We start from the raw sequence: 14,152 nt of genomic DNA, 5'->3' as shown, positions 1-14,152 counted from the left end.
GCCTCGCGGCTATGCGCATGACGATGGAAAATCGTCCACGATCACTCCGGTTCGATCAAGTACTTGGGCGCCGGTCGCACGCTCGAGGTTGCGTGCCTGGCTCGGCGAGATGTCATGATCGACGATCACGAACTCCGGATTCGGCGGCGCCTTCAGATCAGGCTCGATCTGCGCCGCGTTCGACTTCTTCCCGTCGGCGACTTCGAAGCGCTCGCGCGCCTTTGACTTCCGGGGTAATGCCATCGAGCCGACGACGCCCGTCCCGCCGGTAATCGCCGCGAGTTCCTCAAGCCGCCCCTTGCCGATCCGCCGTCGATCGCGTCTCGCTTCTGCGATAATGTTCCGGCGACCTCGTAACCGAGCGTCATCACCAGGCGGCCCAACTCTTCGATGCTCGCGGCATGCGCGACGTCATCGACACCCGGGATCTGGACGCCGACGAGAATCGCACGCGGAATGGGCGGTTTAGTTTCCATGATCGCCATTTGGCATTCTCCTGTGCATGACAGCCGCCGCGACAGCAGCCTCATGGAACCCACGATGTCGAGTACGACGAGGCCGCCTCTTCTTGGGTCCGGCCCATGCCTAACACGTTTTCGCGATGGCACAGGCGGCCGGGCCGTCCGTCTAGCCGCAGGAGGATGACGGCAGGTTATGCGGCTTTGCGGATCGGGTTCATTTCGCGTCGGCGCGCCAAAACGGCGCAGCCGCATTCATGGACCGTTCCGTCCTCAACGACAAATCCGCGCCCTTCCAGCGAAAGGCGAAGGGTTTCGTTAGCCGAGGCCTTTTGAGGATCAACCCAGACCACCAGCACACCGGTGGGGCTCAAGAACTCCACCAGCCAATCAAGCGCGACCTCCAGGGTTTTGAACGTGCGCCGCCGCCAGTCAACCAGCGCTACGCCGTATTGGCCGGCCGGATGGCCGCAGTTTGCCGTGGCGGCCGCGCGAGCATAGCCGCGGCGATGCAGCTCCAACATCAGCTCGACGGCCCTGGACCCGGCTACGACGATTCGGTGCTGCTTGGAGCAGCCTGCAAGCGCAATCATCGGTTCAACGATGCGGTCGCCTGCGGGAGTGGCACGAGAGGGAGCCATGACGTCACCATACTGGTCTAGTTACTGGAACTGCGCGGGCTTAGGCGGCTGGCGTCGGCCAGGAGTCGCGCGAGCCGAGCCTGTTTGTCGGACGTTGAGTGATCGCTGTCGCGAGGCCTGCTCACTTTTGAGAAGCAGACATGGATGATAGTGTTTGCAAGATACGAAAATCGCCATAAAGAATCGAGATGGACGAAAAGGCCGCGATATAGTGATCGCATGACTGGCCGCTAGGATGCATTACCGGTTGGAGGGGCGCACGTTTGCGGGTTCTGCTGCCTGGCCGGAGCAGTCGAAACCGCGATGGCTTCATGGACAGGCAATACCAGCGCCTGTTAGATTTCGTAGAAATAGGTCCCGGCGGCAACCGCGAGCAATTTCTTTGTTGTCTTCTGGGGCTTCTACATCTTGGTCCGCTGTGTTCAGTCCCGGGACGGCAAGTTGGTACGCGTAGGCAGCCGCGCCCTGGATTCCTGATCGCGCGTGGAAAAATGGAAACGAGCAGATCAGCATGGAAGATTTTCTTAAGCGCGTTTGGCATGGGGATAATCGGAAACAATGAAGCCGTCACTTTTCCTCTGCGTCTCACTTGCTGTTTGCGGCTGTCCTACGTTCGCCCAGGCAGAATCCCCCGCGGACATGATCTCGAGCTATCGCGTTCAGCATGGGGAGGGGCGGGTCGTCATGGATTCGACGCTCACGCGTATTGCGCACGAGCAAGCCGAGGCGATGGCGGCAAAGGACAAGCTCGACCACGATGTGCTCGGCGGCTTCACCTCGCGGGTCCATTCGGCCGGCGCGGGCCGAGCCGCAGAGAACATCGCCTATGGCTACGAAAGCTTCCCAAAGACGCTTAGCCAGTGGATTGATTCAGCGGGGCACCGAAGAAACCTTCTCTTGCACGGCGCCTCGCGAGTGGGTGTAGCCAGCGTGAAAAGTGCGACAGGGCGTACGTATTGGGCGATGGAGATTGCAGGGGATTATGAACGTCCCAAGTTGACGACCGGTACGAAGCAAGCAGCTGTTGCAAAGCCCAAAGTTCGCACAAAGGAAACCTGCCACTTGAAGATTCTGAGTATCTGCCTGTGATGCGGAGCCTTTCGAGTCCACCTTCCGGCCTGGCTCATTCGCGAAAGGGTCGTGTTGTCCGCGTTCTCAATCGGTGGCTCGCCGTTTTTCAGGCCATCACCTCTACCAGCCTTCGCTCTGTTCGTCGAAGCGCTGCACTACAGCGGTTCAAATCAGTAACGACCGCTCTTGGTGCAAAGCGGCCGTTCGGGGAGCGATCCTTGGATCCGCTGCTGAGGGCAAAAAGAGCTGCCAAATGCGGGTCACGAGGCGCCCTTGAGCTCTGGCCCACGATTGAGCAGGGCACAAACTGGCCCCTCGACTTTGTCCCCGTTTACAATTTTCTAAGTGGACAAATCCAGGCTTCGCTCGGGGAGAGGGTTCTACCTTTTCACGTCAACGCTGCGCGGACTCCTGGCGGATCGCAATCTCGCGCTTGCTCGTGCTATGTTTCCATTGCAGCAATCGAGAGTAGGAGATCATGATGTTTATCGCAATGAACCGTTTCCGCGTTGCCAAAGGGTCTGAAGCAGCCTTCGAGCAGGTCTGGATGTCGCGCGACAGTCATCTCGAAAAAGTCCCGGGCTTCGTAGAGTTTCACCTTCTCAAAGGTCCCGAGGCTGAGGATCACACGCTTTATGCTTCGCACACCGTCTGGAAAAACCGTGCCGTGTTTGAAGCGTGGACCAAATCAGAGGCGTTCCGTGCTGCGCATAGTCGGGCAGGGGATAACAAGCCGCTGTATCTGGATCACCCCCAATTCGAGGGTTTTGAGGTTCGCCAGACAGTAGGACGCGGCAAGGTCGCGTAATACGCACGGACATTTTGCTGTCCATCGCAAGCGCGCGAGAACCCGTCGATGTCCGTTCTCAGATGAACAGCGGAAAACATACGCTCGTATTGAGCTTTTCCGGGTTTGACCCGACTCGGACGTCAAGCAAGATGCGGCAATGAGCAATCACTCTTGTCGCTCCTACCAAACTCAGTGAGTTGGCTAAGGCGCCGCGTTGCTCCGGTTCGTCAATGTTGTTGACGGTAATTCCTCGGAGTTGCTGTTGCGCCAAACCCGGTCTGGGATACGGCACTCAACGCATCCACTTCGAGAAGACAACTACAGCCCTTGCATTCGTAGATTGGTTGGAGATGATCATGCGCAACATAGCCCTGGTGACTGCATTCGTGATCTCGTCGACCGTGCCGACTTCGGCTCAGAAGGCCCAGATTGAAGCGATCAACACGCAATGGATTGAATTGTTCAACAAGGGCGATTTCTCTGGGATTGCGTTACTCTACAGCACTGATGCGACGGCATTGCCGCCCGGCTCTGCGATGGTGCACGGTCGGGCAGCCATCGAGGCAATGTGGAAAAGTATGGCGGAACAAGTTGTTGATCCGAAGCTCACAACCGTTGACGTTAAGCCGCTTGGCCCTTCCGCGGCACGCGAGATCGGCACGTTCGTTCTGAAGACCAAGGGACCGACCCCTCAGGAACTGACTGGGAAGTATGTCGTGGTTTGGGAAAAAGCCGGAAATGACTGGAAGCTCACCACCGACATATGGAACGAGGGCAAGTAGGATCGCTCATAGGTCTGCTTCGCGCAAAAGGCGGCTGTGCGTTGGGTCGTGTTTTGACATCTTCGATGTTGCCGCGGATGCCACGCTTGCAGTCTCCTCTGACAGTGCCGCCATCTGAACAGTAAGATACATCGTCACGCGTCTATTAGACGCATTGGAAACTTGATCATGGAGGTCTTTGCTCCAGCAAATCAATCATGGAGGTCTGAGGCATCGAAAATCAGCTATGCGGAGCGCGCGTGCATTCACGTGCCTGCGAGGGAGGGAATCTCCATGGCTAACCACCTCACAATTTCAACTGAATCCGACCTGGCGCCGCCGGCCCTGCCGACCACCGCCGTCACTCGCCGCTCGCTGCTCGGCGGGGCCGGCATCGCGGTTGGCGCCGCCGTCCTTGCGTCTCCGCCGAGCATGCCCGGAATTGCCCCGGCAGCGGCGCAGCCTGTGAGCGCGGACCCGAGACCGCTCGACGCGGCGTTCAAGCGCCGCGCCTTCGAAGTCCGAGGGGTCTGCGCGAGCAACAACGAGAAAATTCCCATTGCGCCCCACCCGACGAATGGCGATGAGGCGCGCTACACGAACAAGATCGGTTCCGATTCACGGGGCCTGCCGCACGACAAACGCGGCGAAGTTGAACAAGCGGCGTGGCAGGCCCTCTACACCGCTTGCCAGTCGGGCGATCCCGCTGATTTTGAGAAAATCCCGCTCGGCGGCACTCGCAAACTGGTGAATCCCGTAGGCACACAGGCCGTCAGTCTCAGCGGCATAAACCCTACTCAGATTGCGATACCGCCAGCACCGGCCCTTGCAAGTGCGGAGCGCGCCGGCGAGGCGGTCGAGGTATATTGGCAATCCCTGCTTCGTGATGTTCCGCTTACCGAGTTGCGCGACGACACCTCCAATCGCGACGTGCTTTCAGCAACCGAGGAACTTAACAAGCTTGCTGATTTCCGGGGACCGAAGTCTGGTGGGCGGGTCACACCCGGTACGCTGTTCCGCGCCAATGCGCTTTATTTCGACCCGGCTGACCCAAGGGGCCGCTCCGTCACGCCTCCAGGCGTTTTGGACGGCCCGCTGATCTCGCAATTCCTGCTCCGGGACGCGCCCTATGCCGCACAGTGGATCAGTGCTCAAATTCGCACCGCGTTGCCCGCCAACGAATTCCTGACCGAATACGAGGAGTGGCTGGCGATCCAGAACGGCGCCGCACCGAAACGCCAGTTGCAGTTCGACGCGACACCGCGATACATAACGACAGGAAGAGATCTCGCGGAGTATATCCACACTGGTCCTGCACTGGGGTGGGCGGCAGCACTGATCCTTGCGACCCCCGGCGGGGGGACGGACCAGCGCTACTCCGGAATCTATCCACCGACAGAGGCCGTGTCCTACCCATCGAACCCGTATCGGAAATCGAAAACCCAAAGCCCTGCGGGCGCCACGTTCGGGTTGCCTTATGTGCAGGCACTGCTCGCCACGGCGATCAGTAACTCCGTCCGTGCGTCCTACTGGCAGAAGTATTTCGTGCACCGGGCTGTGCGACCGGAAGCCTACGGCGGTCTGGCGCACCATCGCCTCGCCAATGACGTGAGCGACTACCCGTTGCATGATAACTTCCTGAAATCGGAAGCCCTCGATCGCAGTAAAGCCAAATACGGCACCTATCTTTTGTCACAAACCTATCCGGAGGCCGCGCCCCTTCACTCCACCTATCCCGGCGGTGCCACGAGCGTTGGTGCTATCACGGCTACCATGTTGAAGGCGTTTTTCGACGAGAGCCGCGTCATCGCCAACCCGGTACAGCCCGATCCGGCTGACCCGACAAGGCTCGTGCCCTATAGCGGCCCGCCGCTCACGGTTGGTGGAGAGTTGAACAAGCTCGCAGTGAATTTTGGTTTCGGACGGAATTGGGCGGGCATCCACTGGCGTTCCGACGCTTCCGCCTCAATGGCGCTCGGCGAGGAAGTGGCTATCGGCATGCTGCGGGACGAGCGCACTACCCTCCGCGAACCCTTCGACGGCTTCTCCTTCACGCGCTTCGACGGCAGCCGCGTGACAATCTGACAGCAGCCGGGCGACGCCCCTGCCGTGAGGCGCCGGCCCGGTCGTGTGCAGAGAAGCGGAAGCGTTTATGTCCGAACGCCTATTGGTGGAAGCTGAGCGCGGCGCCGGCGATGCGCGTGGGTTGATCTGACCCGCCAACCTGCAAAAGAGCGTTGAAGACCCTCACGAGCTCGTTCCGCGAGTGATCCCATAGAGAGTGCGACGTGCCTACAACATGATCGAATGGCGGGCACTTCCGGTTATGGCACTTTTCGGACATGGGCGCGATGGCCGACGATGTCCGCTGTCGGGGATACAGCGGAAGTCGTCGCTCGACTCGTTTCCATCATCGAGGGATGGCTCGCTTCTTTGGTCGCAAGTCCGAAAATATTTCGAACGTAGATGATGATTGTCAATGAAGGACCGCTCATGGCGCAGAGCGGCCGTTGGCGACTGTCGCCAATTCGCAGAATGGGTGGTTACTCGCCTCTGATCTCGCTAGGTGACTTGTTCGTCCAGCGGCGAAATGCGCGGCGGAAATTTGCGGCATCACTGAATCCGAGCGCCAGCGCGATATCCTCGTTCGCCAGCCTTGTTGTGCGCAGGTATTTCAGCGCGATTTGCATTCGCAGTTCATCCAGCAAGCCGCGGAAGGAAATCCCTTGTTCCCGTAGCTGGCGTCGCAACGAGCGATCGCTCACTTCAAGGAGCCTCGCTACGGCGGCGAGGGTCGGAGGGTTGGTGATATCTCTGAGCAGGAGTGCGCGAATCTCTCCGGCTACTCCAATTCGCGATTTTAGATCGTTGAGCAGGTCGTCGCAGAGGGCCACGATCGCCGGGTACGTCGTCTTGTTGCCGAGATTTGCAGCCTGGTCCAGCCATGCCGACCGAAAAATGATCTGGTTGGTGCTGCTCGCGAAGCCTGGACGACATCCGATCTGGTCCGCGGGCAGGCCAAAGTCATGGGCCTCCGGATAGGCCACGCTGATCTGATCCGGAGTGAACGAAGGGCCCATGATATCCCGCATCAGCGATATATGAATGCCGATCTGCATCTCGGTGATGAAGCGGTAGACTTGCGGATCGGTTGCAGCGCGTGCATTGGGCTCAATGACCCAGCCCGCGACTCCTTCCTTCTCGGTGAACTCGATCGTTGCCAGCGGCGCCGCGAGCGCGTGATAAAGTTCGGCAAAAGCCATCGCCTTGCGAAAGTCGGGGCAGCAGAGAATGGCGAACCCGTACATGCCATAGGCGGAGATGTGGATTGTTGTACCGATGCGGTATGGCAAGTGCGGGTCGCTTGAGAGCCGAATTGCATTCTTGCAGGCCGTCATCAATTCCGCGAGCGAAATCCTTGACTTCGGAGAGTGCACCGCGTCCGGGGTCAGGTTGACGTTTCTCAGTATTTCACCGGCTGGGCAACCCTGGTCGACGAGTACGTCGAATAGCGCGGCGAGTTTGGTCGATTCGTAAACACGCTCACCCAATCCAACGATCGGCCTGTCCTTTGCGTTGTTCGAAATGGAGCGCAAAGCGGAGGACCTGCCGGGCTGCTTGGAGTTGAACAACTGAACCTGCCTTGGGACACCCACACGGTTCGAAGCTCCCGTCACTTGTCGTCGGGACAGGGCTTCTGTCACTTGTTGTCGGGACAGGATAGCAGCTTTTTCCGATCGCCGTCGGGTTGACCGGCTGAGGCTCCGGCTTCCCCTGGGTCGTAAAAAGGAGCATTCTTATTCAAGACCCAGCTCCCGATGACGGGCAACTTGTCCGTCTCGGGCCGCTCGTCGTCCGTTTCAGACCTTCACAAGCACCAGGCTGCGCGCGAGGCTCGGGCCGGTGCCGTGCGGTGCGATCGTCGGGATACTCGACGGCAGACCAAGCGATCCGCTCGCCTAGAATGGCGGACGCCGAAAACGGCCGGAGGAAGACAATTCGAGGGAGGCCGCCATGGTGGGAAGGCTGATCCAGGTCACCAAATCTGCTTATCAATATCCTTTGATTTTCAAGCAATTGTGGCACACGCCGAGCGTGCAAGCGCCGGATCAGGAGGTCGTTTACCGCGATCTGAGGCGCTTCACCTATCTCCAGATCAGGGAGCGGATAAGCCGTCTCGCGTCGGCGCTGAGCAAAGCGGGGGTTGTGCCCGGTGACACCGTGGGCGTCCTCGACTGGGACAGCCACCGGTTTCTCGAAGCTTTCTTCGCGATCCCGATGATGGGCGCCGTGTTGCAGACGGTGAATGTCCGCCTGTCACCCGAACAGATCGCCTACACGATCGACCACGCCGGCGCCTCGACGCTTCTCGTCAACGATGAGTTCGTCGAATTGGTGGAGGGGCTGAAGGCCCAATTGCCGAAGGTCAAACGGCTGATCGTGATGTCGGACCGACCCGCCCCGCAGACTGGCAGTCTGTCCTTCGTCGGCGAATATGAGAGCCTGCTTGCTGCGGCTGCGCCTGACTACGACTTTCCTGATTTCGACGAGAACACCCAGGCGACCACTTTTTACACAACCGGCACGACCGGACTGCCCAAGGGCGTCTATTACAGCCACCGGCAACTCGTGTTGCACTCGATCTGCGGATTGGCGCTGTTCGGGATGTCGGGCTCGCAGGGCCGCTTCTCACGTGACGACGTCTACATGCCGATTACGCCAATGTTTCACGTCCATGCCTGGGGTTTTCCCTGGTCCGCGACACTTGCCGGCGCCAAGCAGGTCTATCCCGGACGCTACGAGCCGGCGATGCTGGTCAAGCTGATCAAGAATGAAGGTGTCACCTTCACCCATGGCGTGCCGACTATCCTGCAGATGCTGCTCGACGCGGCCGCTGCGGCGAATGTCGATCTGAGCGGCCTCAAGATGGTGATCGGCGGTTCGGCCTTGCCGAAGGCGCTGGCCAAGCGGGCGCTGGCTGCGGGCATCGACATCTTCGCGGGCTATGGGATGTCGGAGACCGGCCCGCTTGCCGCGGTGTCCCACGTCCGATCGAAGGACTTGACCGGCGATCCGGATGGGGAAGTCGAGTTCCGCGCCAAGGCCGGGATCGCCGGGCCGCTGGTGGATCTGCGCATCGTCGATTCCGACATGAAGAATGTGCCGCATGACGGCAAGTCCGCCGGCGAGATCGTGCTGCGGGCGCCCTGGCTCACCCAGGGTTATTTCAACAATCCCGAGGGCTCAGAGCAACTCTGGGCCGGGGGCTACCTGCACACCAGCGATATCGCCGTGATCGACGCGAACGGCTATGTGCACATCACCGACCGGATCAAGGACGTGATCAAGACCGGCGGCGAGTGGGTCTCGTCGTTGCAGATCGAGGACCTGATCTCGCAATGCGCGGGCGTCGCGGAGGCGGCCGTCATCGGCGTCAAGGACGACAAATGGGGTGAGCGGCCGCTCGCGCTCGTGGTCAAGCGGGCGTCCGATGCGAATGGCGTCAGCGCCGCGGTTATCAAAGACCATCTCAAAGTGTTCGCCGACAAAGGCGTCATCTCGAAATACGGCATTCCGGAGAAGATACTGTTCATCGACAGCATTCCCAAGACGAGCGTCGGCAAGATCAACAAAATGGAGCTGCGCAAGCGGTACGAGAAGATGTAGCTGTCCGAATGCAGCCGCGAATGATTGAGGAGGAAAGCATGAGCAGCCTCACCCTTGCCGGTTTGGGCCAAAAAGTTGGGCATGAACTCGGCGTTTCCAGTTGGGTCAAAATCGACCAGGCGCGTATCGACGCGTTTGCGTCCTGCACCGGCGACCATCAATGGATTCATGTGGACGTCGAGAGGTCGAAGCAGGAAAGTCCGTTCCGCAGTCCCATCGCCCACGGCTATCTGACGCTCGCGATGGTGGCCCCGCTGGCGATGGAGATCGGTGTCGTCCCGACTGATGCCGCCGCCGGGCTGAATTACGGAATCGACAAGGTTCGCTTTCTGGCTCCCGTCCCGGCCGGGGCGCGAGTCAGGCTGCGCGTTGTTCTCGCCGGGCTCGAGCCGAGAGAAGGCGGGCAGGTGATCATGAAGACCCAGAACACGCTGGAAGTAGAGGGATCGGAGAAGCCAGCTTTGGTAGCCGAGACGCTGGCGCTTCTGCTTCCCGCAGCGGGAGCGCGGCAATGAGCGCGGAAAATCGCGAGCAAACTCCTCCAATGGAGGGGATATCAGAAGAAGCATCCCGAAATACGCTGGCGCTCAATCCCCTCGTTGGCATCCGGGGGCAGGATTTCGTCGACGGCGCCGGCACCCTGTTCAAGGCCATCGTCAACGAGCCGAAGGTCGCCACCGAGCAATGGCTCGCTTTCCTGGGCGAACTCGGCTCCATCGTCGCCGGCAAGTCCGAGCGTGCGCCGAAGGCGGGCGACAGACGATTTTCCGATGCCACCTGGAAGCAGAGTTCGCTGCACAGCGGGATGCTCAAGGCCTATCTTGCCTGGGGCGATGCAGTCAGCGGCTTTGTCGACAAGACGAGCCTGAGCAACATCGACAAGGCGCGGGCACACCTGGTCACGGAAATCCTGATCGATGCGGTCGCGCCCACCAATGCAATGCTGACCAATCCGGCGGCGATGCGCAATTTCCTGGATACCGGCGGCCGCAGCGTCTGGCAGGGGTTGAAGAACTACCTCGATGACCTCACCAGGAACGGCGGCATGCCGTCAATGGTCGATCAGAGTGCGTTCAAGGTCGGAGAGAATCTGGCGACAACGAAGGGTGGCGTGGTCTTCCGCAACGAATTGCTGGAGTTGATACAGTATTCGCCGACGACGCCGAATGTGAGAAAGCGGCCGCTGGTCATCACCCCGCCGCAGATCAACAAATACTACGCGTTGGATCTGTCGCCCGACAAGAGCATGGTGCGCTTCCTGGTCGACAGCGGCATCCAGGTGTTCTGCATCAGCTGGCGCAATCCGACAACGGCGCATCGTGAATGGGGCCTCGATACCTATGTCGCAGCGCTTGACGAAGCTGTCGATGTCGCGCGGGCCGTGACCGGCAGCGACGATATCTCGATGATGGGATCCTGTTCCGGGGGCATCACCTCGACGGCTTATTTCGCGACGCTTGGAAGCGCGGGGCAACAGAAGATCAGGAATATGGTGCTCGCGGTCTGCCTGCTCGATCCGAACACCGCCGACGAGAGCGCGTTCGGCTGCCTGATGACGCCGGAGACGATGCGCGCGGCCAAGGAAACCTCCCGGCTGCGCGGCATGGTCGACGGCCACGAACTGGCACGAATGTTCGCCTGGATGAGGCCGAACGACCTGATCTGGAATTACTGGGTCAACAACTACCTGCTCGGCAACCAGCCGCCGGCCTTCGATATCCTGTACTGGAATGCCGACACAACCCGACTTCCAGCCGGCCTGCATGGCGATTACCTGGATCTCTATTTCACGAACCCGTTCGTCAACGCCGGAAAGCTCACGCTGAACGGCAAGGCGATCGACATGAGCAGAACCAGGGTCGACAGTTACGTGATCGCCGGCGTGACCGACCACATCACGCCCTGGAAGGGTGTGCACAAGACCGCCCAGATCATGGGCGAGGGGACCACCTTCGTGCTTTCGAACAGCGGCCACCTCCAGAGCCTCCTCAACCCCCCAACCAATCCGAAGGCCTCCTTCATGATCGGAACGGTCCATCCATCCGGTCCAGACGCATTCATGGCCTCGGCCGAGAAGCGTAAGGGAAGCTGGTGGCTCGACTGGCGCGATTGGCTGTACGCACGATCGGGCGAAGAGGTCGCGGCAGCCGCGTCGCTGGGTAGCGAACGCCATCCGGTCCTTGCGGCAGCTCCGGGGACTTACGTCTTTGACTAACGATCCTGCAGGAGGGAACCGAGGCGCGACGCCGGAGATCGAGGCGCGACAAATCGCGGTCGAGGGGCAGTTGCTCCAGGTTGCCATCAGGCACAACAGCGGCCAGCAGCCGCCGCTGTTGCTGTTCAACGGGATCGGCGCCAATTGGGAGTTGGCGAAGCCGTTCCTGGAAGCACTCACGAGCACGACGGCAATCATCTTTGACGTGCCCGGCGTCGGCGGCTCACCCAGGCCGCTCCTTCCGTATCGCCCATCAACGCTGGCGCGGCTTGCCGCGGGCCTCGTCGCGGAACTCGGCTACACGGAGATCGACGTCGCCGGCGTGTCCTGGGGCGGCGGAATCGCGCAGCAGTTCGCGCATCAATATCCAAAGCTGTGCCGGCGGTTGGTGCTCGCTGCGACGGCGCCCGGTTTCACGATGGTGCCGGCAAGCCCCTCCGTGTTGTGGAAAATGGCTACGCCGCGCCGCTACACCGACAAGGACTACATGAACAGGATAGCGGCGGATATTTACGGGGGAGCCTTTCGCGACGACCCATCCCTGATCGGCCGGCACGCGGTCGCGATGCACGGTGCGCGAAGCTTGGGCTATCTGTATCAGCTTCTCGCGATGAGCGGCTGGACCAGTCTGCCGTGGCTGTGGTCGCTGCCGCAGCCGACGCTCGTTCTGATGGGCCGCGACGATCCACTGGTCCCTCCGGTCAATGGTCACATTCTAGCGGGCCTGATCCCGAACGCCGAGCTCCGGATGATCGAGGACGGGCACCTGTTCATCGTGACGCGGCCGGTGGAAACCGCCGCCCTGATCGAGGCATTTCTGGCCGACGCGAGCAAGCACGTCGATCCATCATCTCCACTTTCACGATTGGCTGGTTGGGTCAGAGACCTCATTCCGTCATTCGGAGGACGCCGCGATGTCCAAACACAGCGGGAAGGGAGGAAATGACGACAGACACGACGTTGTATATCGAGAACCGCATGAAAGAGGCTCTTGAGGGGCTACGCGCCAGCTTTGCTCGAAACGAGCCGACCTGAACCAGGAGGATCTCCGGCAAAGCGACAAGCCAGCTTTGCTGGGAGCCAGCAAACGCAGGCAGGCCTCACCACTCAGCGCAGGGAGAAACCGATGGCGACTCAGCAGGCAAAATCAATCGGGAAAACGGACTACGCTCCACCTCCAATCGAAGGCGACTTCTACAGGATAGCCGCCGTGCTGAACGACAGCGAGCGGGCGCTGCTCAAAAATGTTCGCGAGTTCACGGAAGGCGTCGTCGCGCCGGTGATCGAGGATTATTGGAGCCGCGATGCATTTCCCTTCGAGATCATCCCGAAGATGGCGGAAGTCGGTATCGGAGGGGTGGGCTATCAGGGATATGGCGCCGCCGGCGGCAGCTGGCTGCTGAACGGCCTTGTCGCGATGGAGTTGGCGCGTGTCGATGCGTCGGTCGCGACGTTCTGGGGCGTGCACACGGGCCTTTCGGCCGGATCGATCTATCTGTGCGGCGACGAGCAGCAGAAGCAACGCTGGCTGCCGCCCATGATGCGCTTCGACAAGATCGGCTCGTTCGGCTTGACGGAGCCGCTGGTGGGGTCGGCGACATCAGGTGGAATGATGACGACATGCCGCCGTGAAGGCGACAGCTGGATTCTCAATGGCCAGAAGAAATGGATCGGAAATGCCACGTTCGCCGACATCAACGTGATCTGGGCACGAGAGGAAGGCTCGAATCAGGTCAAGGGCTTTGTTGTGGGAAAGGACAATCCCGGCTTCTCGGTCGAGAAGATCAAGACCAAGATGGCATTGCGGGTCGTGCAGAACGGGTTGATCACCCTGAGCGACTGCCGCGTTCCCGAGGCCGACCGCTTGCAGAACGCCAACTCGTTCAAGGACACCGCCAAGGTTCTCAGGATGACGCGCACTGGCGTGGCGTGGTTCGCCGTAGGCTGCCAGATGGGAGCATACGAGCATGCGCTCCGCTATGCGACGGAGCGGACGCAATTCGGAAGGCCTATCGGCGGCTTCCAACTCGTTCAGGACCTGCTGGTGAGGATGCTCGGCAACGTCACCTCGACCCAGGCGATGATGCTGCGTCTCGCCCAGCTTCAGGACGAAGGCGTGATGCGCGACGAGCATGCGTCGCTCGCGAAAGCGTTCTGCACGGTCAAATGCCGAGAAACCGTCGGCTATGCGCGCGAGTTGCTCGGCGGCAACGGCATCCTGCTCGAGAACCACATCGGACGCTTCGTGGCCGATGCCGAAGCAATCTACTCCTATGAGGGCACAAGGGAGATGAACACGCTGATCGTCGGCAAGTCGATTACGGGATTGAGTGCCTTCGTATGACGCCAGGCATTGGCCCGATCCACCGACCGAACCGCCCTTTTCTTTGGACGTCACCGCGTATCGAGGTGCGCCGGTGATGTCTCGCTCTGTCGATCCGGCGAATAGCAATCGCGCCGTTACGGCACATCCTCAGCGAGTGTTGCAAAACGAAAACCGCCGCGCTGGCACGACCAACGGCGGCATTTCGCGAGGCAGAGGTACTGCG

Annotated in this window: 12 protein-coding genes; 9 read left to right on the top strand and 3 right to left on the bottom strand. The window is 60.4% G+C overall.

Annotated features, from left to right (window positions below; all coding sequences use genetic code 11):
• Positions 1 to 9 precede the first annotated feature (9 nt).
• Positions 10 to 243 (bottom strand): hypothetical protein, encoded by a 234-nt coding sequence (locus tag NL528_RS39830; protein WP_309179794.1) that lies wholly within the window; start codon positions 241 to 243, stop codon positions 10 to 12.
• A 409-nt stretch (positions 244 to 652) separates the two neighbouring features.
• The gene (locus NL528_RS39825) at positions 653 to 1,051 is read right to left on the bottom strand and encodes a hypothetical protein (RefSeq protein WP_074273248.1); all 399 of its coding nucleotides are present in this window, start codon (positions 1,049 to 1,051) and stop codon (positions 653 to 655) included.
• Positions 1,052 to 1,657: 606 nt separating this feature from the next.
• On the opposite strand from NL528_RS39825, the gene NL528_RS39820 reads away from it, so the two are divergent.
• From NL528_RS39820 to NL528_RS39805, 4 genes are all read left to right on the top strand, one after another.
• Positions 1,658 to 2,188 carry a CAP domain-containing protein gene (locus NL528_RS39820; protein WP_309179793.1) on the top strand — a complete coding sequence of 177 codons (531 nt, stop codon included), beginning with the start codon at positions 1,658 to 1,660 and terminating at the stop codon, positions 2,186 to 2,188.
• A 463-nt stretch (positions 2,189 to 2,651) separates the two neighbouring features.
• Positions 2,652 to 2,978: an antibiotic biosynthesis monooxygenase gene (locus NL528_RS39815; RefSeq protein ID WP_309179792.1), complete on the top strand. Its 327-nt coding sequence runs from the start codon at positions 2,652 to 2,654 to the stop codon at positions 2,976 to 2,978.
• 338 nt (positions 2,979 to 3,316) lie between these two features.
• On the top strand, positions 3,317 to 3,742 hold the full coding sequence (locus NL528_RS39810) for an SgcJ/EcaC family oxidoreductase (RefSeq protein WP_309179791.1): 426 nt from the start codon (positions 3,317 to 3,319) through the stop codon (positions 3,740 to 3,742).
• Between the two features lie 273 nt (positions 3,743 to 4,015).
• On the top strand, positions 4,016 to 5,806 hold the full coding sequence (locus NL528_RS39805; protein WP_309179790.1) for a vanadium-dependent haloperoxidase: 1,791 nt from the start codon (positions 4,016 to 4,018) through the stop codon (positions 5,804 to 5,806).
• A 458-nt stretch (positions 5,807 to 6,264) separates the two neighbouring features.
• On the opposite strand, the gene NL528_RS39800 is transcribed toward NL528_RS39805, so the two are convergent.
• Positions 6,265 to 7,353, bottom strand: a complete 1,089-nt coding sequence (locus tag NL528_RS39800; RefSeq protein ID WP_309179789.1) for an AraC family transcriptional regulator — start codon at positions 7,351 to 7,353, stop codon at positions 6,265 to 6,267.
• Positions 7,354 to 7,735: 382 nt separating this feature from the next.
• On the opposite strand from NL528_RS39800, the gene NL528_RS39795 reads away from it, so the two are divergent.
• From NL528_RS39795 to NL528_RS39775, 5 genes are all read left to right on the top strand, one after another.
• Positions 7,736 to 9,388 (top strand): fatty acid--CoA ligase, encoded by a 1,653-nt coding sequence (locus tag NL528_RS39795; protein ID WP_309179788.1) that lies wholly within the window; start codon positions 7,736 to 7,738, stop codon positions 9,386 to 9,388.
• A gap of 38 nt (positions 9,389 to 9,426) precedes the next feature.
• Entirely contained in the window at positions 9,427 to 9,903 is a 477-nt protein-coding gene (locus NL528_RS39790) for a MaoC family dehydratase (protein WP_309179787.1), read from the top strand.
• Complete coding sequence (locus tag NL528_RS39785) at positions 9,900 to 11,603, top strand: alpha/beta fold hydrolase (protein WP_309179786.1); 1,704 nt, start codon at positions 9,900 to 9,902, stop codon at positions 11,601 to 11,603. The genes NL528_RS39790 and NL528_RS39785 overlap by 4 nt, the downstream gene beginning before the upstream one ends.
• Positions 11,596 to 12,549 carry a poly(3-hydroxyalkanoate) depolymerase gene (gene phaZ / locus NL528_RS39780; RefSeq protein ID WP_309179785.1) on the top strand — a complete coding sequence of 318 codons (954 nt, stop codon included), beginning with the start codon at positions 11,596 to 11,598 and terminating at the stop codon, positions 12,547 to 12,549. The genes NL528_RS39785 and phaZ overlap by 8 nt, the downstream gene beginning before the upstream one ends.
• A gap of 180 nt (positions 12,550 to 12,729) precedes the next feature.
• Entirely contained in the window at positions 12,730 to 13,947 is a 1,218-nt protein-coding gene (locus tag NL528_RS39775; RefSeq protein ID WP_309179784.1) for an acyl-CoA dehydrogenase family protein, read from the top strand.
• Positions 13,948 to 14,152: the final 205 nt, after the last annotated feature.

It is taken from the genome of Bradyrhizobium sp. Ash2021, assembly GCF_031202265.1.
GTDB lineage: Bacteria > Pseudomonadota > Alphaproteobacteria > Rhizobiales > Xanthobacteraceae > Bradyrhizobium.
This window is presented reverse-complemented; position numbering and strand designations above follow the sequence as displayed.